The 22,890-nt window shown below is 59.4% G+C and carries 26 protein-coding genes and 6 pseudogenes; 19 read left to right on the top strand and 13 right to left on the bottom strand.

Translation table 11 applies throughout. The annotated features are described in order from the left end of the window. The first annotated feature begins 18 nt into the window (after positions 1 to 18). A complete protein-coding gene (locus tag NKJ89_RS06375) occupies positions 19 to 1,143 on the top strand; it encodes an NAD(P)/FAD-dependent oxidoreductase (RefSeq protein ID WP_352600889.1) in 1,125 nt (374 codons plus the stop codon). Positions 1,144 to 1,691: 548 nt separating this feature from the next. Here NKJ89_RS06375 and NKJ89_RS06370 read toward each other — a convergent pair. From NKJ89_RS06370 to gloA2, 3 genes are all read right to left on the bottom strand, one after another. Beyond that, positions 1,692 to 2,510: an alpha/beta fold hydrolase gene (locus NKJ89_RS06370; protein ID WP_352601143.1), complete on the bottom strand. Its 819-nt coding sequence runs from the start codon at positions 2,508 to 2,510 to the stop codon at positions 1,692 to 1,694. 249 nt (positions 2,511 to 2,759) lie between these two features. Next, entirely contained in the window at positions 2,760 to 2,960 is a 201-nt protein-coding gene (locus NKJ89_RS06365; RefSeq protein ID WP_352600887.1) for a GMC oxidoreductase, read from the bottom strand. Positions 2,961 to 3,358: 398 nt separating this feature from the next. Then, the gene (gloA2, locus tag NKJ89_RS06360; RefSeq protein WP_023758542.1) at positions 3,359 to 3,742 is read right to left on the bottom strand and encodes an SMU1112c/YaeR family gloxylase I-like metalloprotein; all 384 of its coding nucleotides are present in this window, start codon (positions 3,740 to 3,742) and stop codon (positions 3,359 to 3,361) included. Between the two features lie 186 nt (positions 3,743 to 3,928). On the opposite strand from gloA2, the pseudogene NKJ89_RS06355 reads away from it, so the two are divergent. Both NKJ89_RS06355 and NKJ89_RS06350 read left to right on the top strand, forming a co-directional pair. Next, positions 3,929 to 4,105: pseudogene (locus NKJ89_RS06355) on the top strand (nitrilotriacetate monooxygenase); the annotation flags it as partial. Positions 4,106 to 4,242: 137 nt separating this feature from the next. Further along, a pseudogene (locus tag NKJ89_RS06350) lies at positions 4,243 to 4,556 on the top strand (ABC transporter permease); the annotation flags it as partial. A gap of 4 nt (positions 4,557 to 4,560) precedes the next feature. On the opposite strand, the pseudogene NKJ89_RS06345 reads toward NKJ89_RS06350, so the two are convergent. Next, positions 4,561 to 4,764, bottom strand: a pseudogene (locus tag NKJ89_RS06345) (alpha/beta hydrolase); the annotation flags it as partial. A 47-nt stretch (positions 4,765 to 4,811) separates the two neighbouring features. After that, positions 4,812 to 5,156, bottom strand: a complete 345-nt coding sequence (csgH, locus tag NKJ89_RS06340) for a curli-like amyloid fiber formation chaperone CsgH (protein WP_352600885.1) — start codon at positions 5,154 to 5,156, stop codon at positions 4,812 to 4,814. 384 nt (positions 5,157 to 5,540) lie between these two features. On the opposite strand from csgH (NKJ89_RS06340), the gene NKJ89_RS06335 reads away from it, so the two are divergent. Together NKJ89_RS06335 and NKJ89_RS06330 are read left to right on the top strand one after the other, a co-directional pair. Further along, a complete protein-coding gene (locus NKJ89_RS06335) occupies positions 5,541 to 6,425 on the top strand; it encodes an alpha/beta fold hydrolase (protein ID WP_502904097.1) in 885 nt (294 codons plus the stop codon). A 37-nt stretch (positions 6,426 to 6,462) separates the two neighbouring features. Further along, positions 6,463 to 6,789: a hypothetical protein gene (locus NKJ89_RS06330; protein ID WP_352486042.1), complete on the top strand. Its 327-nt coding sequence runs from the start codon at positions 6,463 to 6,465 to the stop codon at positions 6,787 to 6,789. Positions 6,790 to 7,317: 528 nt separating this feature from the next. Here NKJ89_RS06330 and NKJ89_RS06325 read toward each other — a convergent pair. Next, positions 7,318 to 8,274 (bottom strand): SMP-30/gluconolactonase/LRE family protein, encoded by a 957-nt coding sequence (locus tag NKJ89_RS06325; RefSeq protein WP_352600883.1) that lies wholly within the window; start codon positions 8,272 to 8,274, stop codon positions 7,318 to 7,320. 952 nt (positions 8,275 to 9,226) lie between these two features. On the opposite strand from NKJ89_RS06325, the gene NKJ89_RS06320 reads away from it, so the two are divergent. The 4 genes and pseudogenes from NKJ89_RS06320 to NKJ89_RS06305 all read left to right on the top strand — a co-directional run bounded on the left by NKJ89_RS06320 (position 9,227) and on the right by NKJ89_RS06305 (position 11,983). Then, the gene (locus tag NKJ89_RS06320; protein WP_023758530.1) at positions 9,227 to 9,685 is read left to right on the top strand and encodes a Ros/MucR family transcriptional regulator; all 459 of its coding nucleotides are present in this window, start codon (positions 9,227 to 9,229) and stop codon (positions 9,683 to 9,685) included. Between the two features lie 916 nt (positions 9,686 to 10,601). Beyond that, a pseudogene (locus NKJ89_RS06315) lies at positions 10,602 to 10,709 on the top strand (gamma-glutamylcyclotransferase); the annotation flags it as partial. After that, positions 10,669 to 11,457 (top strand): tetratricopeptide repeat protein, encoded by a 789-nt coding sequence (locus NKJ89_RS06310; protein ID WP_352601139.1) that lies wholly within the window; start codon positions 10,669 to 10,671, stop codon positions 11,455 to 11,457. The pseudogene NKJ89_RS06315 and the gene NKJ89_RS06310, both read left to right, overlap by 41 nt. 235 nt (positions 11,458 to 11,692) lie before the next feature. Then, a complete protein-coding gene (locus tag NKJ89_RS06305; RefSeq protein ID WP_352600881.1) occupies positions 11,693 to 11,983 on the top strand; it encodes a hypothetical protein in 291 nt (96 codons plus the stop codon). 240 nt (positions 11,984 to 12,223) lie between these two features. Here the strand turns inward: NKJ89_RS06305 and NKJ89_RS06300 are convergent, their stop codons facing one another. After that, positions 12,224 to 12,529: a hypothetical protein gene (locus NKJ89_RS06300; RefSeq protein ID WP_352600879.1), complete on the bottom strand. Its 306-nt coding sequence runs from the start codon at positions 12,527 to 12,529 to the stop codon at positions 12,224 to 12,226. 178 nt (positions 12,530 to 12,707) lie between these two features. After that, positions 12,708 to 13,238, bottom strand: coding sequence for a DUF1003 domain-containing protein (locus tag NKJ89_RS06295; protein ID WP_352600878.1), 531 nt, complete (start codon positions 13,236 to 13,238; stop codon positions 12,708 to 12,710). 917 nt (positions 13,239 to 14,155) lie between these two features. Here NKJ89_RS06295 and NKJ89_RS06290 point away from each other — a divergent pair. The 4 genes and pseudogenes from NKJ89_RS06290 to NKJ89_RS06275 form a co-directional block, all read left to right on the top strand. Next, positions 14,156 to 14,286: pseudogene (locus NKJ89_RS06290) on the top strand (CsbD family protein); the annotation flags it as partial. Between the two features lie 242 nt (positions 14,287 to 14,528). Beyond that, on the top strand, positions 14,529 to 15,170 hold the full coding sequence (locus tag NKJ89_RS06285) for a TetR/AcrR family transcriptional regulator (RefSeq protein ID WP_352600877.1): 642 nt from the start codon (positions 14,529 to 14,531) through the stop codon (positions 15,168 to 15,170). Next, positions 15,160 to 15,612, top strand: coding sequence for a cupin domain-containing protein (locus NKJ89_RS06280; RefSeq protein WP_352600875.1), 453 nt, complete (start codon positions 15,160 to 15,162; stop codon positions 15,610 to 15,612). Before NKJ89_RS06285 ends, NKJ89_RS06280 begins: the two co-directional genes overlap by 11 nt. 193 nt (positions 15,613 to 15,805) lie before the next feature. Beyond that, positions 15,806 to 16,218: pseudogene (locus NKJ89_RS06275) on the top strand (adenylate/guanylate cyclase domain-containing protein); the annotation flags it as partial. 13 nt (positions 16,219 to 16,231) lie between these two features. Here the strand turns inward: NKJ89_RS06275 and NKJ89_RS06270 are convergent. From NKJ89_RS06270 to NKJ89_RS06250, 5 genes are all read right to left on the bottom strand, one after another. Further along, positions 16,232 to 16,663, bottom strand: coding sequence for a type II toxin-antitoxin system VapC family toxin (locus tag NKJ89_RS06270; RefSeq protein WP_352600873.1), 432 nt, complete (start codon positions 16,661 to 16,663; stop codon positions 16,232 to 16,234). Next, positions 16,660 to 16,962, bottom strand: coding sequence for a hypothetical protein (locus NKJ89_RS06265; protein WP_352600871.1), 303 nt, complete (start codon positions 16,960 to 16,962; stop codon positions 16,660 to 16,662). The genes NKJ89_RS06270 and NKJ89_RS06265 overlap by 4 nt, the downstream gene beginning before the upstream one ends. A 382-nt stretch (positions 16,963 to 17,344) precedes the next feature. Beyond that, positions 17,345 to 17,758, bottom strand: coding sequence for a curlin (locus NKJ89_RS06260; RefSeq protein ID WP_352600869.1), 414 nt, complete (start codon positions 17,756 to 17,758; stop codon positions 17,345 to 17,347). A gap of 166 nt (positions 17,759 to 17,924) precedes the next feature. Further along, positions 17,925 to 18,326: a curli-like amyloid fiber formation chaperone CsgH gene (gene csgH, locus NKJ89_RS06255; RefSeq protein WP_352600867.1), complete on the bottom strand. Its 402-nt coding sequence runs from the start codon at positions 18,324 to 18,326 to the stop codon at positions 17,925 to 17,927. A gap of 62 nt (positions 18,327 to 18,388) precedes the next feature. Beyond that, positions 18,389 to 18,826, bottom strand: coding sequence for a curlin (locus NKJ89_RS06250; RefSeq protein ID WP_352600865.1), 438 nt, complete (start codon positions 18,824 to 18,826; stop codon positions 18,389 to 18,391). A gap of 358 nt (positions 18,827 to 19,184) precedes the next feature. On the opposite strand from NKJ89_RS06250, the gene NKJ89_RS06245 reads away from it, so the two are divergent. The 6 genes from NKJ89_RS06245 (at position 19,185) to NKJ89_RS06220 (ending at position 22,463) form a co-directional block, all read left to right on the top strand. Continuing rightward, positions 19,185 to 19,538, top strand: a complete 354-nt coding sequence (locus NKJ89_RS06245) for a hypothetical protein (RefSeq protein ID WP_050589506.1) — start codon at positions 19,185 to 19,187, stop codon at positions 19,536 to 19,538. 12 nt (positions 19,539 to 19,550) lie between these two features. Further along, positions 19,551 to 19,976 carry a phage holin family protein gene (locus NKJ89_RS06240; RefSeq protein ID WP_352600862.1) on the top strand — a complete coding sequence of 142 codons (426 nt, stop codon included), beginning with the start codon at positions 19,551 to 19,553 and terminating at the stop codon, positions 19,974 to 19,976. Beyond that, positions 19,954 to 20,877 (top strand): DUF3618 domain-containing protein, encoded by a 924-nt coding sequence (locus NKJ89_RS06235; protein WP_352600860.1) that lies wholly within the window; start codon positions 19,954 to 19,956, stop codon positions 20,875 to 20,877. Before NKJ89_RS06240 ends, NKJ89_RS06235 begins: the two co-directional genes overlap by 23 nt. Then, positions 20,877 to 21,992: a YihY/virulence factor BrkB family protein gene (locus NKJ89_RS06230; RefSeq protein ID WP_352600858.1), complete on the top strand. Its 1,116-nt coding sequence runs from the start codon at positions 20,877 to 20,879 to the stop codon at positions 21,990 to 21,992. Before NKJ89_RS06235 ends, NKJ89_RS06230 begins: the two co-directional genes overlap by 1 nt. 83 nt (positions 21,993 to 22,075) lie before the next feature. Further along, the gene (locus NKJ89_RS06225; RefSeq protein WP_352600856.1) at positions 22,076 to 22,273 is read left to right on the top strand and encodes a hypothetical protein; all 198 of its coding nucleotides are present in this window, start codon (positions 22,076 to 22,078) and stop codon (positions 22,271 to 22,273) included. Positions 22,274 to 22,304: 31 nt separating this feature from the next. Next, on the top strand, positions 22,305 to 22,463 hold the full coding sequence (locus tag NKJ89_RS06220) for a hypothetical protein (RefSeq protein WP_198032214.1): 159 nt from the start codon (positions 22,305 to 22,307) through the stop codon (positions 22,461 to 22,463). Positions 22,464 to 22,890 lie beyond the last annotated feature (427 nt).

Below are 22,890 nucleotides of genomic sequence, written 5' to 3'. Positions count from 1 at the left end.
CAGTGAAAGAAATATCTCATGGCTACATCGCATTCGGTCTCAAAGGTGGTTGTTGTCGGGGGCGGTATTTTCGGTGTCTCCTCGGCCGTTCATCTTGCAAGGCTCGGCATCGAAACCGTCCTGGTCAATGATGGACCGCTCGCCAAGGGAGCTTCCGGCCGCTCGCTCGCCTGGCTCAATTCCGCGCGCAAGCGGTCGGCTGAGTATCATCGGCTGCGCATGATTGGCATCGACCGCTACCGGACGCTGTCCGCGAGATATCCGGATGCCATCTGGCTGCGTTTTGACGGCGGCCTGACATGGGATGCGGACGACGCCTCGAACGAGATCGCCGATGTCTTGGCCCATGAGAAAGACCTCGGCTATGACGCGCGGCATCTGTCCCCAGATGCGATAGCGTCGGTCACCCCGGGCATAGATGCCAGCGCGGTCACGCCTCAGGGCGCGATCTTCAACCCAGGTGAAGGCTGGGTCGATCTGCCGTCGCTGATCGAGATATTAATTGCGGAGTTCGTGGCGCGTGGCGGCCAGCTTGTCACCGATGCCGGAAGCGCCGCGGTCACGGTCGTCAACGGCCGCGCCACTGGCGTCACCACGACAAGCGGCATCTGCTTTACCGCCGATGCGGTGCTGCTGGCCACCGGCGGTGATGTGCCGGGCATGGTTGCACAGTCCGGCCAACATATCGCCGACGGGACGCCGATTGCGCTGCTGGTCAGGACCAAGCCGATCCACTTGCCGCTTCGGGCGGTGCTCAACACGCCACGCGTCGCCATCCGACCGACGCCGGACGGAGCTTTCGTGCTCGATTCCGCCTGGTCGGAAGAAGAGGTGGTCGTCAATTCTGATGGCGCGTATGGCGTGCTGGATTCCACTGTTCAGGGGCTTCTCAACGAAGCCTCGAAGGTTCTCGCGGGCCATCCGAAACTGGATCTGGAAAGCTATGGTGTCGGCCCCAAGCCAATTCCCGCGGACGGCGAGCCGGTATTTGGCCAATTGAAGGACATCGAGGGCTACTACGTCGCCTTCAGCCACAGCGGCGCAACGCTTGGCCTGATCGCCGGCGAGCTGCTTGCCGACGAGATCGCAACCGGGAGAGAGCACTCACTCCTTGCAAACTTTCGGCCGGCTCGATTTACTTGAAGATCTATGCAAAGTAGCCGCGGCTTCGCCGGATCGGCGATCATCCGGGTGGCGGATTTATGAATCACAACGCTCTCCCCGCATCCAATGCTTCCATCGCCAGGCGCCATTCGTTCGGCTCGACACGGATGAAAGGTAATCTCGCGTTTCGAGGAATGGCACGCCCTTGCACATGCGCGTGTTGCAGACGATTGCGCTCGGGCGCCCGCCTGCGCTGGTACGCGCGCGGTTGAACGCGCCGCGCAACGCCTCCAAGTCATTTCCGTTTACGATGCCAGGTTCGACGACTTCATCGACTGCTTCAACAAGCAGCGGCCGTACTAGGGCTCGACATTGACCGTTCTGCCGAGCACAGCATGCCGTAACCGCGCAACTACGCTCGCCTGCCTGATGATCTCGATTGTTGCTTTCACGACAAGAGTGTTACTGCGCGAGGCGTACGTCACGCGGCGTGTCGCTGTTAACTGTGCGCCTTAGGCGCTGTCGCGACCGCTTTGCGTATTGCGGACGGGATGCCGATAGACGTGGTGTTCCGACTCGAGGCGGCGCTACGGTCGCCGTTCGCCCAGAAAGGGCAGGACCTTGTTGAGAACTTTTTCAGGAATTTCCTCGGCCATGTAGTGGCCGGATGGCATCGCGGCGCCCTGAACGTTGCGAGCGAAGCCACGCCAAACGTCGAGCATGTCGAATTGCAACCATATCGGGTTTTGCGTAGCCCACAGCACTAGGAGCGGGCACTCGATGCGCTTTCCCGAATCCGCTTCGTCCTGTTGCAAGTCGATGCTAACGCCCGCCCGATAATCCTCGCACATGCCATGCATGGCGTCCTTGTGCGACAGGACGCGCAGATATTCCTGCCACGCAGGCTGTGTGATGGAGCCGGCGTCCACGAGATCCCCAATCTCATAACGAAGGAACGCTAGAGGATTGGCGGCCAGCAGGGTCTCGGGGAAGTCACTTTCCTGGATGAAGAAGAACCATTCCCAATAGCGCGAGGCGAAATTCTTGTCGGTCTGCGCGTAGAGAAACCCTGTCGGCAAGATGTCGAGCAGGCAGACCTTTTCCAGCGCTTGGGGATGATCCAGCGCCATGCGGTGCAGCACCCGCGCGCCACGGTCATGTCCGATCGCGTAGAAGCGGTCGAACCCGAAGGATTTCATGACCGCCAGCTGGTCGGATGCCATCTCGCGGAAAGCGTAATTGGCATGATCGGGCAATCCCTGGGGCTTGCTGCTGTCGCCATAACCGCGCAGATCGCTGGCCACCACAGTGTATGTCTTGGCGAGCTCTGGCGCCAGTTTGTGCCACATGACATGGGTTTGAGGGCAGCCATGGAGAAGCAGCAAGGGCGGTCCTTCACCGCCCACACGGCAATTGATGTCGATAGCGCCGACCTTGACGGTGTGAACCGAAAAATTTTTGAAAAGTGGCGGTTGGTCAGACAAGGGCTCAGTCTCTACTTTCTTGTGCCGCGGGAAGATTGCGAACCTGCGGATAGGAATTGCCGTCCAGCTGCGTATCGATGCATGTCATTCTGCGTGTCTAACGGCTGCTTTGCGCGTGGCATATTCAACTGGTTGGCGTTCTTGATCAGCTCGGCGCTCGTTCGGCGATCGCTATGACGGCGGCATGCGTATTGCCTGATACGATATAACGGGCATGATCGAGGCATCGACGATGCGAAGCCGATCGGCGTCGCGGACCCTCATGTCCGGACCCACCCCTGGATCTGCGGCTGGCCCCATTTTGCAGGATCCGACCAGATGATAGCTGACGCCGACCGTATCCGTTATCAAACCTCGACGTCGTGGCAGCACTCTATACTTTGGCCGGGAGAAATCTCATCGGCGCGCAGGTCACTGAATGGCGATCGGAATACGATATTGCGGACATCCCTTACAGCTTCGCGGAATGCATTATGTCCCGAGGGCCTGCAGATGATTGAAATGGAACTCTGGAAAGACGTCAATACGCGGACTTTTGGTGTGGACCGCGCCGCGGCTTTTGACGCCGATCAGTTCCAGACAGATCCCGAAACCGTGTCCCCTCCTGACCTCGACCAGATCTGCTGTAGGGTTCATCGGCCAGGACGGCCACACCCAGCAAGAGACCGTCGTTCGAGGAGCCAAGTGCCTTTCCTGTAACGTGCCGTTCTCAAAAGGCAGTGGCGTCCCCACCTTCGACGACGTGGTCGCGAATGGGGCAAATCGTTTCCTTATGGAGCTTCGTAAAGCTCCAGCGGCAATCCATCTGGGTCCCTGAAAAAGGTAAACCGTTGGTCTGTATACGGATCGATCCGGATTGGCTCAACGGCAACGCCTGCGGCTTCCAGCCGCTTAATTACGGGATCAAGATTCGCTACGGCAAATGCCAGATGTCTCAGGCCTGTCGCCTCTGGATGGGACGACCGCATCGCTGGTGCGGGGAAGGAGAACAATTCCAGTTGGACCGATCCGATCCGCAGATCCGCCTTCCATGACTGCCGCTCCTCCCGATAGACTTCCCGGATCAGATCGAGGCCGAGGAGTTCGACGTAGAACCGTCGCGACCGGTCGTAGTCGGTGCAGATGAGCGCGACGTGGTGAATGGCGTTCAGCATGCTGCTAACTCTAGTCAAACTGGGATTTGGGGCCAAGGTCACATCGGGTATGTGGCACCTTGTTGATGTCTCCGTCCGCGAAGGCTCGCCTCCTCCATACGGATTTTCATCTGCGCGCAATCGGCGACATTAAGTCGCCGCCGGACGGCAATCAAATCCGCCAATGTCGGCCGCCCTCGTCAGCCGCCAGTCTTGCTGCCGGGCGCGCTCGACGATTTTGTCGATTTGGTGATTCCGGAGCTGCAGCGCCGCAGCCTGTTCCGCACCGCTTACGAAGGGCGGACGCCGCGCGAGAACCTTGGCCTCCGACGTCCCGAAAACCCGTGGGCATCAGTACGCTCGACCGTGCTGGCCGCCGAATAACCCTCTGAAGCGAAGGGCAAGACGATGACTTTTGCAGAACGTCGAGCTGCCGGCCGTCATCGGCATGCACAGAGACCGGACTAACATCGGTGTCGATTTGCTGCGCCTCGGCAATTTGACCACGGGCCGCTTCCTGTCGCCATGGCGTTCTCGTCGGATTTCCGGTGCTGTGGCAGGTGGCGAGCAGCGCCGGGTCGGTGAACGCCGCTGTGCTGCCGCCCATCGACATGATCGCTGCCGCTCTGTGGACATGATCGCTGCCGCTCTGTGCAAAGGGCTCGCTGGCGGCGCCTTGCTCGGCGACATCGCCATCAGCCTGCAGCGTGCCGGCATTGCCTTCGCAGCAGCCGTCGCGGTCGCCATTCCGCTCGGTCTGTTCATGGGCCAGGTGCGCGCGGTCGAGACCGCGCTCGACCCAATCCTGCAGCAATCGCCTCGCAAGAGCTTGCTCTGGTTCAGGCGCTGAGGTGCTGATCTAAAAATGACTTCAGCTTGTCAAACGGGATGAGGTTCACACGGTCATACAGATCGACGTGACCCGCGCCCTTGACTCAGTGTAGTTCCTTCGGCTCGGCGGCCTTGGAGAACGCCAGCTCGCTGAATTCCCGGGAATGAGCCTGGTCGCCGGCGATGAACAGCAGGGGCCGGGGCGAGACCGTGTCGAGGTCCTCCCCTCTTGCCATTGACCGTCAGCTCGAGCCTGGCGTCATAGACGCCGCCCTTCGCGTCGAGCGTGACAGCGCTGAGCGTAGCTGGCTTGCCGGGTGCTGAAGGCGCCGTCCTGCCCGATGTTGGTGTCGCCGGTGCGAGCGGCACTTTCAACATGGAAGGAATAGGTGCCGCTCACGCTTTTGTCGGCATGGGCGAGCGCCTCCAGCGAGACCATGCCGCCTTCCTGCGTAGCCGGATCTTGCAGCGCACCGGCCCGAGGCACAGCGGTGGCCATGGCCGCCAGCGCGCCGGCCGAGATTAACACGGAGGCAAGCGCCCTACCGCACGGCCGGGATTGCTTCGGTGCGCAGAACTGAATGTCCATGACCTTCATTTCCATGATTTGCGCCACGAAGGGACCAGCCGCCTTTTCGAAGCTGGGTTCACATTGAACAAATAGCGCTGGTCGCGGGGCACAAGGATTGGAAGATGTTGCTGCGATGGCATCTTAAGCCGGGAATGCTTCATAACCGAGCAGCGAGGTCAGCGTAGTTGGAGCAAGTGAGGTTGGCTGATCGGCAAAGACCGCAATCTCGAACGGCCACGAACGTCACATCCGATCGATCACTACTCGATGGCGTCAGTCGTTGATAAGACCTGCGTTTTGGAGGGAGCGGAAGTTCGCGGAACCACCATTTTCTCGACGTGGTCTGCAACAAGCCAAGCACCAATCTCTTTGGAACAGGACCCATCTAAGTGCATTTAGATGATTCTAACCGAGGAGATGGCTATGCAACGTGAAGCAACGCGACATCGTCACGTTAGGGTTGGCGATCGAGACCTCTTTGTCCGCGAGGCTGGCCGTGAGGATGCTCCGGCCGTGCTACTACCACACGGCTATCCGTGCTCCTCCTTCCAGTTTCGACGGCTTATGCCCGCTTTGTCCGACCGCTGGCGCACCGTCGCCTTCGATTGGCCAGGCTTTGGATACAGCAATACGCCGGAACCGGCCGGGTTCGGGTATGATTTCGATGCTTATGCCGACGTGCTCACTGACGTGACCGATGCGCTCGGACTAGAGCACTACGCCCTCTGGCTCCATGATTATGGATCGCAGATCAGCCTTCGGCACGCCATCGCGCATCCAGACAGGATCGCGGCGCTCATTATCCAGAACGGCGACGTCTACGAGGACGTGCTTGGTCCCAAATATGCGACGATCAAGGCATGGTGGGCAGACAAGACGGACGAGAACCATCGTCCGCTTGAAGAGGCCGTGAGCGAAGAAGGATTTCGCAACGAGTTCGTCGGGGAGGTTTCGGAGGAGATCGCCAGCCGCCTTCCGCCAGACCTTTGGAAGCTTCATTGGCCACTGATGGATACGCCGGTTCGTCGGGCCGTGTCGGTGGCGCTCATGGAAAAGCTTGAACAAAACCTCGAATGGTTCCCGCGCTACCAATCCTATTTGCGTGAGAACCAGCCTGCGACACTGATCATCTGGGGGCCGCAGGACGGCTATATGCCGGAAGAATCGGCTCGCGCCTATTACCGTGACCTGCCGAATGCCGAACTGCATCTCCTTAGGGATGCTGGGCACTGGCTGCTGGAGACGCATTTTGACGAAGCCCTGCCCCTCGTCCGCAACTTTCTCTCGCGCATGCTGCGCTAATCTCCGGAGCGAACGACACTTCAACAAGGAGACCGTCATGGCCACGAAACCGACCATTGCGCGTATCTGGCGCGGCCGCACTCGTCGCGACATCGCGGACATCTACGAGCTCTACATGCGGGCAGAGGGTATTCCGCCACTTCAGAGAGTGGCGCTCGGCGTCCAGCTTCTCCGCGAAGACCGGGACGACGAGACCTGGTTCACCACCATCTCCTATTGGCCGGACTTCGAGGCGATGTCTGCCTTCACCAAGCGCCGGCCGACCGAAGTGCATCATCTCGACCGTGATGCGGAGTTGCTGATCGAACTGCCCGAGCGCATCGAAGTCCATCGCATCTTGATCGACGACCAGAACCTGCGTTGATCGGGGCGGCATGCGCAATCTCGTGCGGTTTGGGGTCATGTCGTTGATCTGAGGCCTGACCTGGGCCGCGATCAAGTTCGGGCTCGATGCGGGCGCGCCGCCGTTCTTGTTGGCTGGATTGCGCTACCTGCTCACCGTGGCGATCCTTTTGATCGTCGTGCGGGACCTCCGGTCCGCTTTCGCGGAGGGCCGATCCGGCCGCATCATCGTTTCGGCGCTTCTGAGCATCAGATTGACCAATCCCGCGTATCTAGTTGGGTGCGTCAAGTTCTCGAAAAATGGCGTGGCAGTAGCTGTGACGTCGGCGTGTCCGCCGCGCAGCGTCACAACAAGGCCGATTGCCGCCAAGTTCCTAGCGTGCGCTCCCGGTTCTTGATGAACAACGAACGAAAAGAGCATGCTTCGATGTCGGATTCGGCGCGTGGTGTATAGATGGACGTGATTCTTTCCGCCAATGAGCACAGGTTCAATCAAGCCGGAATGTGATCTGCTTCTGGCGTTAGATTTCAAACTGACCACTACCGGGCTTCAGCGGGCCCCCTTCACCTTCATCTTGAGACCGTAAACGCTTCCGGTCGCAGTGATAAAGAGCAGGTCGTTATCTTTGCCACCAAAGGTCACATTTGTCGTCGTCTCGGGCACATCGATTTGTTCGATCCTCTTTCCCATTTTATCGAATACAGCCACACCAATCTGGGTGAGATAGACGTTGCCGTTAGAGTCAATGGTCATGCCGTCAGAACCGAGTTTGCAGAAGACGCGTTTGTTCGTGAGCCCGCCATCGGGCTGGATATCGTAGGCATAGGTCCTACTCGCGCCGTAGTCTGCCACGTAAAGCAACTTGCCGTCGGGCGTGCCAATGATGCCGTTGGGCTTCTTCAGGTCGTTCGTGACACGCGTAACGGTCTTGCGGTCGGGCGTGACGAAGTAGACGTTTTGGCCGTCCACCCGCGTGTTGCGATCGTGATATGAATCGAAATCAGGGTCGGTAAAATAGATGCCGCCGTCCGGACGAATCCACAAGTCATTCGGGCCGTTGAACACCTTGCCGTCGAAGTTCGTCACCAGCACCGTAACCTTCTTGTCGCGCGCAATGGACCATAGTTCGCCCTTATCGGGGGCGACGGCGATGAGATTGCCGACCTTGTCGAAGTAAGTTCCATTCGCGCGTCCCGCTGGCTTGAGCCAGTCGGAGAATTTCCCGTCTGCCGCGCTCCACTTAACGATCCGATTGTTGGGGTCATCGGTGAAGAACACGTTGCCATCAATATCCGCTGCCGGACCTTCGGTGAATCCATAACCTTCGCCCAACTTTTCCAACTTCGCACCAGGCGCGACGACGGACGAATCCGCTGCGAAGGTGGGACCTGTTGTGAGCAACAGAAGGGCGAGAAATGCGCAGCTGCAGCCGAATGCTTTCATGAGCAGGAGGTTGGGCCAAAATGGGAAGTTGTCTGCGGCGTCGGCAACCAGAAATCTTGTCATTTTACGGTTCCTTCCGATAGACCAGCGTTCACGGTCCAGCGGCGCCAGCAATAGTACAGAAGTCGACTGGCTTTGAGTTCCATGCCGAACTCTTCCAAGTGGCCGCTGCAAGCGTGGTCCAAGGTTGCTCCGATGTCGATGCGTAAGAGTGATGAATCGTCGACATTGTTGGTGACGACTAGCCCTGTTGCACGTCTCATGGCCTTTCCTTCCCTTATGATATCAACGTCTCCTTTGCGGCGCGTCGCATCTTCCTCACCTGGTTTAATCTTGAGTCTCCCTTCTGCGTGAGCGTGCTTACGGCGACTGCGACCAGCGCGACGATGACGACGGAGATGGCCGGACGGCGTGCATCAAGGCGATAGTTGTGGGCACGCTGCTGGCGGTGTCCTGGTACCAACTTGTTCAGACGCTCAAAAGTAGAGTGGCGCCCAACGTCCCTTTCGCGTGAAAACAGGTTGTTTTCAGGCGATCCACGATGCGCGGAAGTCTAAGGGTGCCACAGATGCTATGGCATATTTCAGCATCCTCTAAGATGTGGCCGATGTAAAGTCCCTCATTCCGGCTTTTCAACCTAGAGGGTCTAGAGTCCACGATGTCTCCAGGGCTGTCGACAACGCAAGTGTCGCTGCCTACAACGCCGATCATGGTGATCCAGCTCGCGGATCTGAAGGCGCCGTGAACGAAGCCTTGAGCGGCTTGTCGAGTAAAAGAAAATGGACGAAAAGTGGAACATGCGTGTGCCGAGAAGGTGCTTAAGGTCTTCGCTGCGGTTCAGCATGGCCATTTTGCCTTGAGGGTTCAGTAAGCTGCATATGCCAGGTTGCATCTGGTTGGTATCAATAGGCGTTTCGCCCAGTCCCTGTTTCAGCGGGTAAACCCGGTGCAACTCGGTTGCGTCATTGATCATCAACCAATAAAGAGCGGATAAATCAGACAAAAGGACCAACCGATGACCAACCAAACTGATAACAGCGCTGCCGAACTAGCTGAGTTAACCGCCGACATTGTCTCAGCATATGTCAGCAACAACCCGTTGCCGGTGACCGGCTTGCCGGATGTGATAGCATCGGTCCATGCTTCGTTGGCCGGACTTGGCACGGCGGTCGCGCCTGCCGTCGAGCCGCAAACTCCTGCGGTTAATCCAAAGAAGTCGGTGACGCCGGACTTCATTATCTGCCTCGAGGACGGCAAGAAGTTCAAATCCCTGAAACGGCACCTCAGCACGGATTTCGGCCTGACGCCTGACGCCTATCGCGCTAAATGGAACTTGCCGCACGACTATCCGATGACGGCTCCGAATTACGCAGCTCAGCGCTCGCAACTTGCGAAATCCATCGGGCTTGGCCGCAAGTCTGAACCCGCCGCACCAGCCAAGAAGGCAGCTGCGAAGCGGAAAGCCAAAGCGTAGTCCGCCGCCACCCGACGCCGTTAAGACTCAGCTATGCCTTGAGGCGCGGCGGACTTGCGCGCGTCTTGCCTCGGGCGCATTGAAAGGGCATGAGCACCGAGCACGAAAGGCGACCGAGCTGATGGCCGGCAACCCGCGACTGACCGGCGCATAAGCCAAAAATGGACATGGGATTTGCGTTCCCACGGTGTTTTGACTGGAGGTTTGTTGTCGCCGAATTCGCCTGACAGATAGGACAGGTTTCGGCCGCCGGGACTAATTGTTCACCTTGTCATTTTCCCAAGGGCGCCATCAGATTGCACAATGTCGGCGAGCCGGTTCGGAGATCGCGGCCGCCGGCTTTGCAATCTGAGCAGCCAAAGAGCCCGACATGATCCCAATGCATAGCTCCGTGATTCGCCGTAGGGCAGCGGACGCGGAAACGCACGCCGATGGGGCTTCCAGCCAGCCAGGGTCGTCAAGGTGTTGCTAATATGCAGCAGGGACTGCATCTCTGACTGCCTCGCGCGGAACCACTTCCAATGACTTCCCGTTAGCGTCAAAATGACAACGCCAACGACGCGAGGCGACGAAGATGGAGCTAAACACCAAAACCCTTGAGATGTGCGGTCTTCTAGCCGTTCCGTTGTCAATTCTCATCACGGTACTACTAGCGGGTGCCATTCTCAGCTGAGCCAACTGGACGGTCGACTTGGATATCGGCGGGCTAAAGTCGCTGGCGGCCTCGACGCTGGATCGTCGCCGCGATCAGCTAAACTGACGGCAAATTGCAAATAGAATGGCACCCTGAGAAATCAGTCTTTAAATTCAGCATTTTTGGGGGTGATCCGCTGGTAGAGCTGATGTCGCCGAACTACCGTTCCGGGGCGTCGTCTGGGAGAAACGCAAAGCTCACCCAAGCTGCCCACTCGGGCGGTTTTCGCTGTGGCTAACCCGCTGGCGAGGCACGCGCGAGCGGCCGGGTCTGATGCTTGCGCTCGACCGTGGTGGCAGCTGCCGCGGCGTCATCTACCGCCTATCCGACCACGCATGCGGCGCCTTTCCTCGCACCTGCTGCCAACATCACGGCTTATATTCACATCTTGCGCGGCATTGCGCTGCCGCGCAGTTATGGCGAGCGGGTCAACCACGACGCCCGCGACCATCTGCTGAAGGCGCTCGAAAGCGATCCGGATTCGGGGCTCGCCCACGCCTACCTCGCTTTGGCGGATACGATCATAGGCGGTTACAGCTCCGCACCCCGATCGGTGCTGGATCAAGCGCGCGACCGGACTCGCCATGCCACGGCCCTCAGTCCGGACGAGGCTCGATGCCATCGCATCCTCGCACTAATCCTGCTCTATCAGTCGGACTTCGACGCCGCAGCGCAGCATTTCGCCCGCGCGCTTGAGCTCAATCCCTACGATGCTGACACCTCGGCCCAGACCGGCTTTTTCGAAGCCATTCGGGGCCATGGCGAGACCGGCCTGGCGCTGCTCGATCAGGCCATTCATCTCAATCCGATGCACCCGGCATGGTATTATTTCCACAGGGGCGAGGCGCTGTTTGTCCTTGGTCGCTATCCGGAAGCGGTGTTCGCGTTTTCGTGCCTGCCGCGCAAGAGCGGATGGTATTGGGCTCGGCTTGCCGCGTGCTCAGCGGTGCGCAGTGGAAGGACGACAGCTGGAGCCTGGCTTGAACGTGCAGGCGATCGTCGCAGATCTTCCCTTCGAGCGTGTCGAGGATCGGGAACGAGTAAGGTCCGGCCTCGAACTTGCAGGTTGGGGCGCTAGCGAGACAGCTGGATAGTTCAGGGTTCGACCCTCGACGTCATGGCCGCTTGCTTCTCGGCCTGTCGAGACGCGCTGCATGACCCCGAAGTTGCGGTCGAGGATCGTCGGCTTCCATCTGCCGAAGAGGCTTTCGCAAGGGATTTAGCCAGACAGATTGTTTTCCACCGGAGGAACCGTGCTCTCATTTCGCTGTTTGATAATTGAAGGGCAGTTTTTTCGGACAGGAGACCATGAGATGAAACGGCTTCTTTTCGCATTAGCCATGGTGGCTTTGTCAACCGGCCTTGCCTTTGCTCAGTCGAGCACCAGTGGATCGTCCACGACGACTACCACCACAACGATGCCGAGCACCAATGATCAAGGCACTGACTCGACCATCACCGGCGGGACCAATCCGAACTCGGCGAGGCCCTGCGCCCCCGGTCAACAGACCGGCATTGCAAAGCAGGCCGCTCCGGGGCAACAGGATACCGCCGCCAAGACCGCTGCTCCAGGGCAGATGAAAAAGACGACGGAAGGTTGTTGATCAGCCGCTGAGCCGCGAGTCTGATTGGCCCGCGTCATCCACTAGTGACGCGGGCGGATTGTGTAAAATCTGCTCATGCCTTCTACCTCGATACGCAAAACGGAACATGGTGCGAACAGCAGAATGCTGTCTGTATGGTTTGTAGCCAGCGGCAAACGCTACGAGTTCGAGGACGTGCCGCCTGAGGAGACCCTTTGCTGCATTTCGAGCCGCTTTCGCCAAGGGTCGCTACTTTAACGATCACCCGCAATCACTTCCGGTATCGTCAGGCCGACCACGCGTGGAAGAATAATCGCGGCGTGTCGTTGATTTCTTCGAGCTTCCAGGTGGGGCCTTGCGGCCATCGTCACCGACGCGGCCCGGCATGTAGACGACAAAGGGTGGCAGCACGTCAAAGCCTGAATAGCGTAGCAGGCCATTGTGGATCGGCCACAGGACCGTGAGAAATGCTCTAGCGCGTCCGCTGGGGAGAATCGTGATCACCGTACTGGTCAGCGCGACCTCGTCACCGATCTCAAATTCCCGAGGCATGCTGTGGTGCAACATGGGCTTTCTGCGGTGCTTTTTCTTATTAATGCTGCAAACTGACTTGGTTGGGCGAAATCGTAGGTGAATGGTACAAAGGAGAGAGGATGGTGGGCCTGAAGCCCAGTCCGGAACTGTAGCCAATGCGCGTCGCATCTATGCTCTGGCTGCATCACTCGCGGCGGCGACCTCGTTTTGCTCAACCTTCGCCCTGATCTCCAGAAGCTTGCTGAATTTGGTTCATCACGTGTTGGGGATCGATATTCTCTGCCAGTTGCGGCAGCTCGTTGTCGGCGGGGGTCGAGACATTCAGACGTGCCGTCAAAGCAGCCACCATCTCGATCAGTCGCGTGGTTTCATGCTCGTTGAGAAGGCTGATCTGCAAGTCCAGTTCCGCTCGGTGCTCGCTGTGTTCAGCCATTCTGTTCTGATTGATCAGCACGAAAGTGGACAAGAAGATTGCCTCGACGGAGGCGACCATGGCCAGGATCACAAAAGTGGGGTCCCAAGCTGGGATGGATGGTATGGCGCCAAGGTTCGCGAGAATCCAGGCTACAAGAATTGCGAGATGCAAATAGACAAAAGTCATGCTTCCCGCGAAGCGCGAAACGGCGCCAGCAACTCGCACCTGAACGCCTTGGTTTTCCTCCTGTTGTCGTCTGTGGTCGACCAGAGTCTGTATGTTCTGGCGAAGGACGGACTGCATGTCGGCGGGACGTTGATCACTCATGTCTTTTGAATGCCATTTTTGTGAAAGCGGCGCTCGTCCCCCCCTCGATACGTCGGGCGGTCTCGAGCTGTGGCGACGAGCCCTCCAATCTTGCCACTATCGCGAACACCGCCCGCGGCGCCCTTACGAACCCTGTGGCCGAGGCCCGAAACGATCTCAAAGAGAGACCCACTGATCTCTCCATGCAGGCGTGGTGCATCCGCTTGCCCGTCGAACAGCCGGTCTCCAGATCCGGCCACGATGCCGGTCGGCTCGGCGATATTCTTCTAGCTAGCCTTCGACAACAGGCCTGCGGCCAACATTTCGCCCAAGGCCAGGCCAGCCTCACAAGCAGCGGCAGCAGGTGTGACGGAGAGCGGTGCCGATCACCGGTAGGGCCGGGAGTGCGGCCAGCGCAAGATCGAGCCGCGGCGCCGGATAGCCGGAGAGCAGCACCACGGCCAGCGGTGGAGCATGCCTGCGGGCCGGCACGAGGCTTGCCCAAGCTCCCCAGGAATGTCCAAGCACGAGATATTGCTCAATACCGTCAATGTAACCATTCGCGAACTCCCGTTGCCTCGCCAGACGGGCCTTACCGCTTCTTCACCTCCTCGACCCGCACCTTGGCACCGATCTCCTTTGCCATAGCCAGCGCCTTATCCTTGGTGGTCTGACAACGTAGGTTCCGACCATCATCACATCGCCTGTGCAATTGAAGCCCGCGCCATCTGTAAAAGCGCGGGCCGATCAGAGGACACCGATCTTCAGCAGGCGATGGAGGGCACCTGCCGCAGGCACAACCCTTAGGGGCTGTTAATGTTCCGTCGAGTCTGATTCAAAAATCGACTTCCAATTGAGGTCGTCGCCTCTTCACCGTTGTAGCTGAACCCCACGCCATACGACCGTTTTTCCACGAGAGAAACGAAGAGTTCGCCACCATGGACTGGAACCGCGTCGAAGGAGATTGGAAGCAAGTCAAAGGCAGGTGAAGGAACAATGGGGCAAGCTCACTGATGATGATCTTGACCGCATCGCCGGCAGGCGCGACCAGTTCAGGATGAAACTACGCCACGAAGGGCAAAGGTTCCAACGCAATAATCGAGCGGTGGCCGCCTTCACCTCAGTCGGCGTGATGGCGCGCGGCGGCTTTGTGTTGCACTGGCCTGGCGGGGACTCAAACGCATTCGGCCGGCGTTGGGAATCCAGCCACTCACGGACTCCTGCGATATTTAAGGACACATATGGTGCCATCAATTGACAGGGGTCAAATTTAATGACACAGGTAGTGTCGTGAAATTTGGAACGAGCCGCATGTCTAGTGTCCGTGCCTACAACAGCCCCGTGCGCGAGGAAAAAGCGCGTGAGACACGCGAGGCGATCCTTATCGCACTGTTTGAACTGTTGGATTCGGCGAGCGCCGCGGACGAGATCAGCACGGAAGCCATCGCGTTGAGGGCCGGAGTGCAGCGGCGGACCGTGTTTCGCCACTTCGCGACTAAGGACGACCTGTTGGCCACCTTCTGGCCTTGGCTGAATGCCCGGATAGGTGTCTCCGCGACACCTGAGAGTCTAAAAGACCTCGTCGATGGCCCACGACAAGCGTTCCCAAAGTTCGACACACACGAAGCGGCGATCCGCTCCTCGCTACACTCCCGGACCGGCCGCGAGATGCGTACAGGCACGGTGGCGAAGCGGCGTGCCAATTTCGCTCACGCACTCGCTCCCGCCATCGCCTCCCTTCCGCCCGCCGAGGCCGAGAAGATCAAGTCGCTAGTCCATCTTCTCTTCTCGGCCTCTGCCTGGGAGGTCCTGAAGGACTACGGCGGTCTCACCGGAACCGAGGCTGGCGAGACCGCATCCTGGGCAATTGAGGTGATACTGTCCGCAGTCACCTCGGGCCACGCTCCAGCGGACGTTACATCGCAAATGAAAGAGACAGGTAATGAAAATTGACGTCACCAACCCCTACGACGGCCAGACCCTCTGGGTCGTCGCCGATCGCATCCGCTTCCTGGGAGGCCTTGTGGGCTCGAACCTCGAACTCATTGAGGTCGAGGTCCCGCCGGGCTCCGGCACCCCGCCGCACAGCCACGCGTCGCCCGAACAATTTTATGTAATCGAGGGCGAACTCACGGTCCGCCACTTTGCCGAGGGCGGCCCGCCCGAGGTGACGGTCGCGAGCCCCGGAACCTCGGTGCGTATCGGTCCCAGAGAGCCGCATAATTACTCAAACGACAGCAGCCACCCGGTGCGGATGCTCGTGCTCATAGAAACTTCTATGGTCATCTTCTTCCGCGACATCGGCACGGCCGAGCCGCAGACGCAGCCCGACTTCGCGCGGATCGGCGCGGCAATGCAGCAGCACGGGATAGAAATGCCGACAATGGCGGCCTGAGTTGCATCGCAATTTCGAGTGGTTTCGGGCTCTTGCGTCATATCCGGTAATGATGGTCCCCGAAACCATTCCTCCGACAACCGGCTGTGGTGATGGTATTTGCGCCCCTCCGAGAAAGCCATTCGCGAGGGAATCGGGCCGGCGCCAGGCACGGTGGCGACCTTGCAAGGGTCCATATCCAGAGGCGGCGGCCGAGCGAGAGCTCGATCATCGCCGTGTACAACGGCCGGGCGATCAAGTGGCCGGCGATGGGGCGCTGGTTGGTTCCGCAGTCTGGATGCCGTGTGCTGCGGGCGTGGCGGCGCCCGGCGCCATCTGCCTTTCCGAGGATGCCTATCGGCAGGTCAAGGCAACGCTCGTCCTCTCGGTCCGCGATCTCCACAGCACACAACTCAATAATTTCGCCGAGCCGATCGTGGTCTATTCGCTGCAAGTCGGCAGCGCCGGGACCAAGGCGATCGCTATGTCGGAACCCTCGACCAGCCGGCCGGCAGGGTCAACGCCGGCAAAGCATTCGATCGCCGTCCTGCCGTTCGCCAATATGAGCGGCGACACCGAGCAGGTCTACTTCCCGACGGCATCAGCGAAGACATCATGCATTCCTTGATCCGCCGCTGCATCAGACCGTTCCGCGCATCGGGTTGACGATCTGAAGTCCGGCGAAGTCCACTTCGTTATCCGTCACCACCACGCAGTCATTCGCACTGGCGACAGCGGCGATGATCATGTCGAGCGCGCTACGCGGCCGGCCGGCCGCTTTCCCTTCTGCCATCAGTTGCGCCCAAATCAGCCCCGATTTGTCGTCGAACGATAGGATGCGGCCGGCAAACAGAGCCGGCGGCCCTTCCGACCCAGAGAACCACTTGTCCAGTGCGTCACGTTTCTTACCGCGTGGCTTCTCCAGAATACCGCGGCGAATTTCCGCAACGGTTAGCGAAGCGATGAAGAGGTCATCGTCGTTCTGAGTTCCCATCCAGGCCAGCAGCGATTCCGAAGGCTTCTGCTTTATGGCGTTGCTGATGATATTGGTATCGAGGAGGTAGCGCCTCACAGGTCGACCTTACGCCCCTCTTCTCGCGGCCGGCTGAGGTCGAGCTCGGCACCAACCAGAGGCGAGCGACGCAATGCGGCGAGAATACCGCCCGTTTTCGGAGGTTCACCCGCCACGGCCTGCTGTATGGTCCGGCGAAGCCGGCCAGCTTCCGGCCCCTCCTCCGTCAACTTCCGGGCAAGGCTCCTTAGTAGATCGCGGTCGGCGTCGAGCGCCTGGATTTCAAACCGCGCGATGCCACGCGCGGTCAGGCGGGACCGATAATTGTCGATCGCTCTTTTCTGCGCACTGTTGCTCATCGCGTGCCTCCGTGCTATATCCAGATATATAGCCGTGTAGTCTTTGGAGCGCAAGGCTGGGTAGTGGGTCAGTTTGAAATTCGGCCCGACCACAACAGGCGGTTTCGCCTAGGCTCTGTCTGGAAATAGGCGGAAGCGCGGGGCCGCATGATTGCGGCAGGAATGCAAATGAAGCTGCGATTTTCGGGATTGTGTTTCGCACTATACCGGTCCTGATCAGCCTTTGCGCTTTAGAAGATCTTTTACGATTGACGCACTTCGGCTGCCCTGACTCTTATTCTTTTATATGGTTCTACGCGATCGGCCATTACATTTCTAAATTTGCTCGCTTTATGCTTCGTTCCCAGCGGCGACCCTAAATTTCATGGCTCATCGCCGGCAGTTACCAACCGTAGCTGAAGGTGGCACCGCCACCGGCATTGCCGTTCTGTGCGACGTTGGCGTCGGTAGTCCTTCCGAACTGGAAAATGCTGTAAGCGTTGTCATTGCCATTCTGCTGCAGGGTGGCGGAATGGCCATTACCCTCCTGCTGGATGATGCCCAGATTGCCGCGACCATTCTGGCCGATGCCAGCTGCGTTTCCGTGTCCTGACTGGCGGATGCTTGCACCATGCAGGCCGCGATACAGCGAATAGAAGCGCAGTCCAGTCGCCAGGGCGCCGGCGTCGCGAACGTTGCCGGGGGCAAATGTCACCGAAACCCGGCCGCCCGCGTAAGCCGGTGCGGACAGCGCCGCCTGGCCGATGCTGCCGGCAACCAGAACGGCGGCAAGAGTTTTCAATGTATTGCGGGTCATCTTGGTCTCCATTTTCCGGCTGCCCCAGCCTGTGCCAACCTTCTCATCTGGTGGCTGAACCCTGCCGGAATCCTTCGTTCAGCTGTCGTTCATTCACTCCCGGCCTGACGCACATAGGAAAAGGGCGCCGATTGCCGACGCCCTTTTCGCAAGTCTGGCGATCCGATCAGGTCGCGCCTCCGAACTGCTCGGCGCAGCTGATGCTCTTGCCATCGACCGTGAGCTCGAGCCTGGCGTCATAGACGCCGCCCTTCGCGTCGAGCGTGACAGCGCTGAGCGTAGCTGGCTTGCCGGGCGCTGTGCTGAAGGCGCCGCCCTGCTCGATGTTGGTGCTGCCGGTGCGAGCGGCACTTTCAACATGGAAGGAATAGGTGCCGCTCACGCTTTTGTTGGCATGGGCGAGCGCCTCCAGCGAGACCATGTCGCCTTCCGGCGTTGCGCGGATCTCGCAGCGCACCGGCCCGAGGGCCTGACCGGCGGTGGCCATGGTCGCCAAAGCGCCGGCCGGGATCAGAAGCAGGGCGAATGCGGTCATGACGCTACGGGGAGGTTTGACGATGCTTGGCATGGTTCGTCTCCTTGGCATTCGTGGGCCGCGGACTGTTTCCGCGGCCGCCCAGCCGGTGCTGCTTATGGGCAGGCCTGAACGAAAGCGGCGACATTGCCGCTGCCACCCTGGCTGACATTGGCATCGCAGCCGTGGCCAACCTGCACGCCGGCAGCGATGTTGCCGTTGCCGTCCTGAGTCAGGATGGTGGTGTGATTGGAGCCGAACTGGGCGACGCCTGCGACGTTGCGATTGCCATTTTGATAGGTGGCGCCGTAGTTGCCGATCCCCTGCTGGCCAATGGCCGAAAGGTTATGGCGGCCGCGCTGCTGGCCGATCACCTTATTGAAGCGGCCGTCCTGGTAAACCCGGATACGGTTCTTGAAGCCGTTCTGGGCGCCACCAGCCGAATTGGACCAGCCGTATTGCTCGATGCTCACGTCGTTGGCCATGGCCGGGGCAGCGACGGCAATGCCGACAAGAGCGGCGAGCGCGGTTGCGGTGAAAGAATTGCGGATCATGAGAGCGTCTCCTTTGGCGGACGGGACCGCGAGTTTGAACGGCTTCGTTTTAGGAGATGCAATTCGAACCGATGCTGAAGACGGCGTTCAGCCGTGGTTCAGGAGGAGCAGCGCGTGAGAGGGCCGGTCAACTTGCTTTCGGACGCTCCATTGTTCGAGACGCGGTTCCCTCGACCAGTGGTTAGGAGCGCCTCTCAAGTGCGACTGCAGAGCCGCCGAGTCCCCTGAGTGAACTGCTGTCCGGCAACGGCCAATGACTTTTTCCAGTCGGCCGGAACTCAATTTCCCGATCGTAGTTAAGCTCAACGTAATAAACCGGTCGTCCCCTAGGGCGACGACCGAACTGAGGAAGACTAACATGGTCCAGGCCAATGAGATGAAAGAGCATGCACGCCAAGCGGCGGAGCAACAGAAGGAAGCTGGCGCTGAGCGGATCGACGAGATGGCTGACGCGATCCATAGCGCTGCCCATGAGCTGGAGAAGCAATTTCCACGAAGTGCTGACTACGTTCACGACGCCGCGTCACGTCTGGAAGGCACAGCCGCTGCACTGCGTAAGCGCAGAGTCGAGGATCTGGTTAACGACCTTGGCGATTTCGCACACACTCAGCCTGCGGCGTTCTTCGGCGGAGCCATTCTGGCAGGGATCACTCTCGCGCGGGTTCTGAAGAGGTCTCCCGGCCCTCAGAAGCACGGCGGAACGCACCCCTGACAGGAGAAGAAAATGACACCTCTCGGACATAGCCGGTCCATTCCGGACATATTCTCGGATGTCGTGTTGCAATTCACGACCCTGCTGCGAAAGGAAGGACAACTTGCCCGCAGCGAGATTTCGGAGAACATAGGCCGTGCTACGGCCGGATTGAGCCTTGTGATTGGCGGCGCTGTGCTGCTCATTCCGGCGCTGGTCATACTGTTTCAGGCCGGCGTCGCCGCTTTGGCGCCTGCACTTGGAATCACAGCCGCCGCATCCGCCTTGATCGTGGGCGGCATAGCCTTGGTGTTGGGTCTTATCTTCCTTCTCGTGGGCATGAACCGGCTCAAAATCAAAACGATGATGCCCGACAAGACCATTCACCAGCTTCAGCGGGACGCATCCGTTGCAAAAGAACAAGCGAGGCATCGCCATGACTTACACAGAGCAGCTTGAGCGCGAGACGGAGCGGACACGCTCGCAGCTCGTGGACACACTTGACGAACTGAGGGCCAGCGTCACGCCTGGCCAAATTCTGGATCAGTTCAGCGACTACGCCGGTCGAGGCGATGCCGGTGAATTCTATCGTGGCCTGCGCCATCAGATGGCAAGAAATCCGCTGCCCGTCACCTTAATCGGAGCCGGAATCGCTTGGCTGATGTGCGCTGGCCCGGCAAACGGCAGAGCCGCCGACATTGGCACACGCCCCAAGCCCGAAGGCAGCGACCTGGACCGGATGAGTGACAAGATTGGGGCCGTCGCCGACTCAGTCACGGAAGCTGGTGCGGCGGCCGGTTCCCAAATTAGGGATGCAGCTGGGCGCCTGGGCGCAGCCGCTGGGGAGAATGCTCAATCGGCGGCAGCATCTGTCTCAAGGACGGCATCCTCGACTTATGACGCGGTGGCCGACGGCACCAGCCGAACAGCGATGGCGATCGGCGGTTCGGCACGAAGCCTCGGCCATGGCCTCGCATCGACCACTCAGAGCCTGCTGAATTTCTGCCGCAATGAGCCGCTTGTCATGGCGGGCATCGGCTTGGCAGTCGGCGCGGCAATCGGTGCGGCTTTGCCGCCCTCGGAAGCGGAAGATCGGCTGATGCGCGAAAAAGCAGGCGCTGCGCCAGAAGACCCACGCAGTCCGCAACCCGGCCGACATCGCCAGTCCGGAGACGGTGCTGAACAAACTCCGTCCGGCGAGAAAGACGTTGCCACTAAGACAAAAGAAGAAGGAAAGGAGCCAGCAAGGCCGGCCGTGCCCGCGGCAGCGGCAGAGCCAGACAGGGCCAACAAAGCAGCCTCAAGAGAAAACACCGCGCGCACACCGCAGGCGAACGAAGAGCACGACAAAGCAGGGTGATGACAACGACTGCCACCGGCCAGCCGGAGAACCGCTCCCTTCACAAGAGGGATTTCACTCCATTTTGGGTTCCTGCGGCTACTCTGGTTCTGCTGGCGTTCGGATTCTCACCACGTCGATACGCCGCTCCAGCTGCTACGCCGCTGCATGAGGAAAACAGTGACGCTGGCCAGCAGCGCCTGACCAATCGGTTCGCAAGCTCGTTCGCAAGCTGGAGGAACATCCTTCTTCGCGTTAAGACGGGCATCACAGAACACCGCGTGCTTGCCATTGCTGCGGGAATCGCTTTTTACACCATCCTTGCCATTTTCCCTGCCATTGCCGCACTGGTCGCCGTCTACGGATTGTTCGCCGATCCGCAGACTATTGCCTCACACTTCGACCGCATCTCAGGCTTGCTACCCGCCGGGGCACTGGAAGTTATCCGCAACCAGATGCAGCACATCGCCTCGCAGCGAAGCGGAACTCTTGGGCTGGCATTCATAATCGGTCTTGCCGCCTCGCTGTGGAGTGCCAACGCCGGCGTTAAGGCACTCTTCGATGCCCTTAATATAATTTATGGCGAGAAGGAGAAACGCGGCTTCTTCCGCATCAATGCGGTTTCTTTGGCCTTCACGATGGGCGGGATCGTCCTGGGGCTACTGGCAATCGGCGCTGCCGTGGCGGTCCCAATCCTGTTGTCGTTCGTCGGACTGTCTGGGGCGACGGACCTGCTCATCCGAATTCTGCGCTGGCCTGTGGTGCTTGCAATCGTCGCGCTCGGCTTCGCCCTCCTCTATCGTTTCGGTCCGAGCCGGCAGAGAGCGCCATGGCGCTGGATAAGTTGGGGCAGCGCCGTCGCGGCACTCGGCTGGCTGGTCGGATCGTTTCTGTTCTCCTGGTATGCGGGCAATTTCGGAAACTATAATGAAACCTATGGTTCGCTCGGCGGGATCATCGGTTTCCTGATTTGGATATGGATTTCTTCCATTGTCATCTTGGTTGGCGGCGAGCTCGACCATGCCATGCAAAACAGTAACGCGCGCTTCAACAACCCAGACTTCCCACCATTCCGCAAAAAGGCTGCGTCACCTGTCTTCGATGTGAAATCGACGAACGACCGGCGCCAAGGGTAGCGGTAGCGGCAATGTTTCAGCGGCAGGAACCATTCCATGGTGGGTGAGTTCGGCGTGTAAACGAAGTTCCGAGAGTTCCGAACATGCCAGAACTTGATCGATCAAGGCAGAAGGCTATTGCCGAAATCGTGCGGCGCTGGATTCGCACGGAAATCCTGCGCCGGCACCTGCGCAAGCTCTTAAACTGGCAGGAGCCCGAGCTGCCCCCCAACATTGCTTCATTGGCCGATGAACTTGATGAAAAAGGACCCGATGCCCAGCCGGACGATACGCAGCGTTGAACGCTCTGCCCCGATGACGCGACGATATGACATGGAAAGAACGCCTGAAGGCACGTGGGACGTCATCGACGTGTTCACCGGCATGCCTGCCGTCGAGTTGGGCGTTCCGTTGATCGACATGCCTGTCGAAGAGGCTGATGATCTGGTCGAGCTTCTCAATTTGCGCGACAAGAAGCGGCGGCGAGACTAGGCAAAACGGAAAGGTGCCTTGTCACCCGAGCGGCCCGGCGTCGAGGGGTCTGGGGGACTGGCGCCGAGCCTAACCGGTACGAGGTACTTCACCGGCTGCTTTAATGTGCTCTTAAGCTAATGTAAGTGCAAACGCAAAGACGCGACGGAGGTCGCGTCGGTCCCTATTCACCCGGCCTCTTGGCTTGATACATCCAAACTTGATCTTCGTTTGGTGAACCATAGACCACTTAGGTTTCTCCCTTGGGGGGAGGAGCCATGAGGCTTCAAGCAGTTTGCGAGCCCGTGGCCACCGCCAACGAGTTGGTCGAGGCGGCGATGCGTTTCATCCCGGTTGGCAAGCATTGCCTCCGGTCACACCATCGCCGCAGTTCATAAGGCCGGGCCCGTCCTACGAGAGACCGACCGGAATTGGTCGAGATCATCAT

The organism is Mesorhizobium sp. M0047, assembly GCF_040323315.1.
Classification (GTDB): Bacteria; Pseudomonadota; Alphaproteobacteria; order Rhizobiales; family Rhizobiaceae; genus Mesorhizobium.
This window is presented reverse-complemented; position numbering and strand designations above follow the sequence as displayed.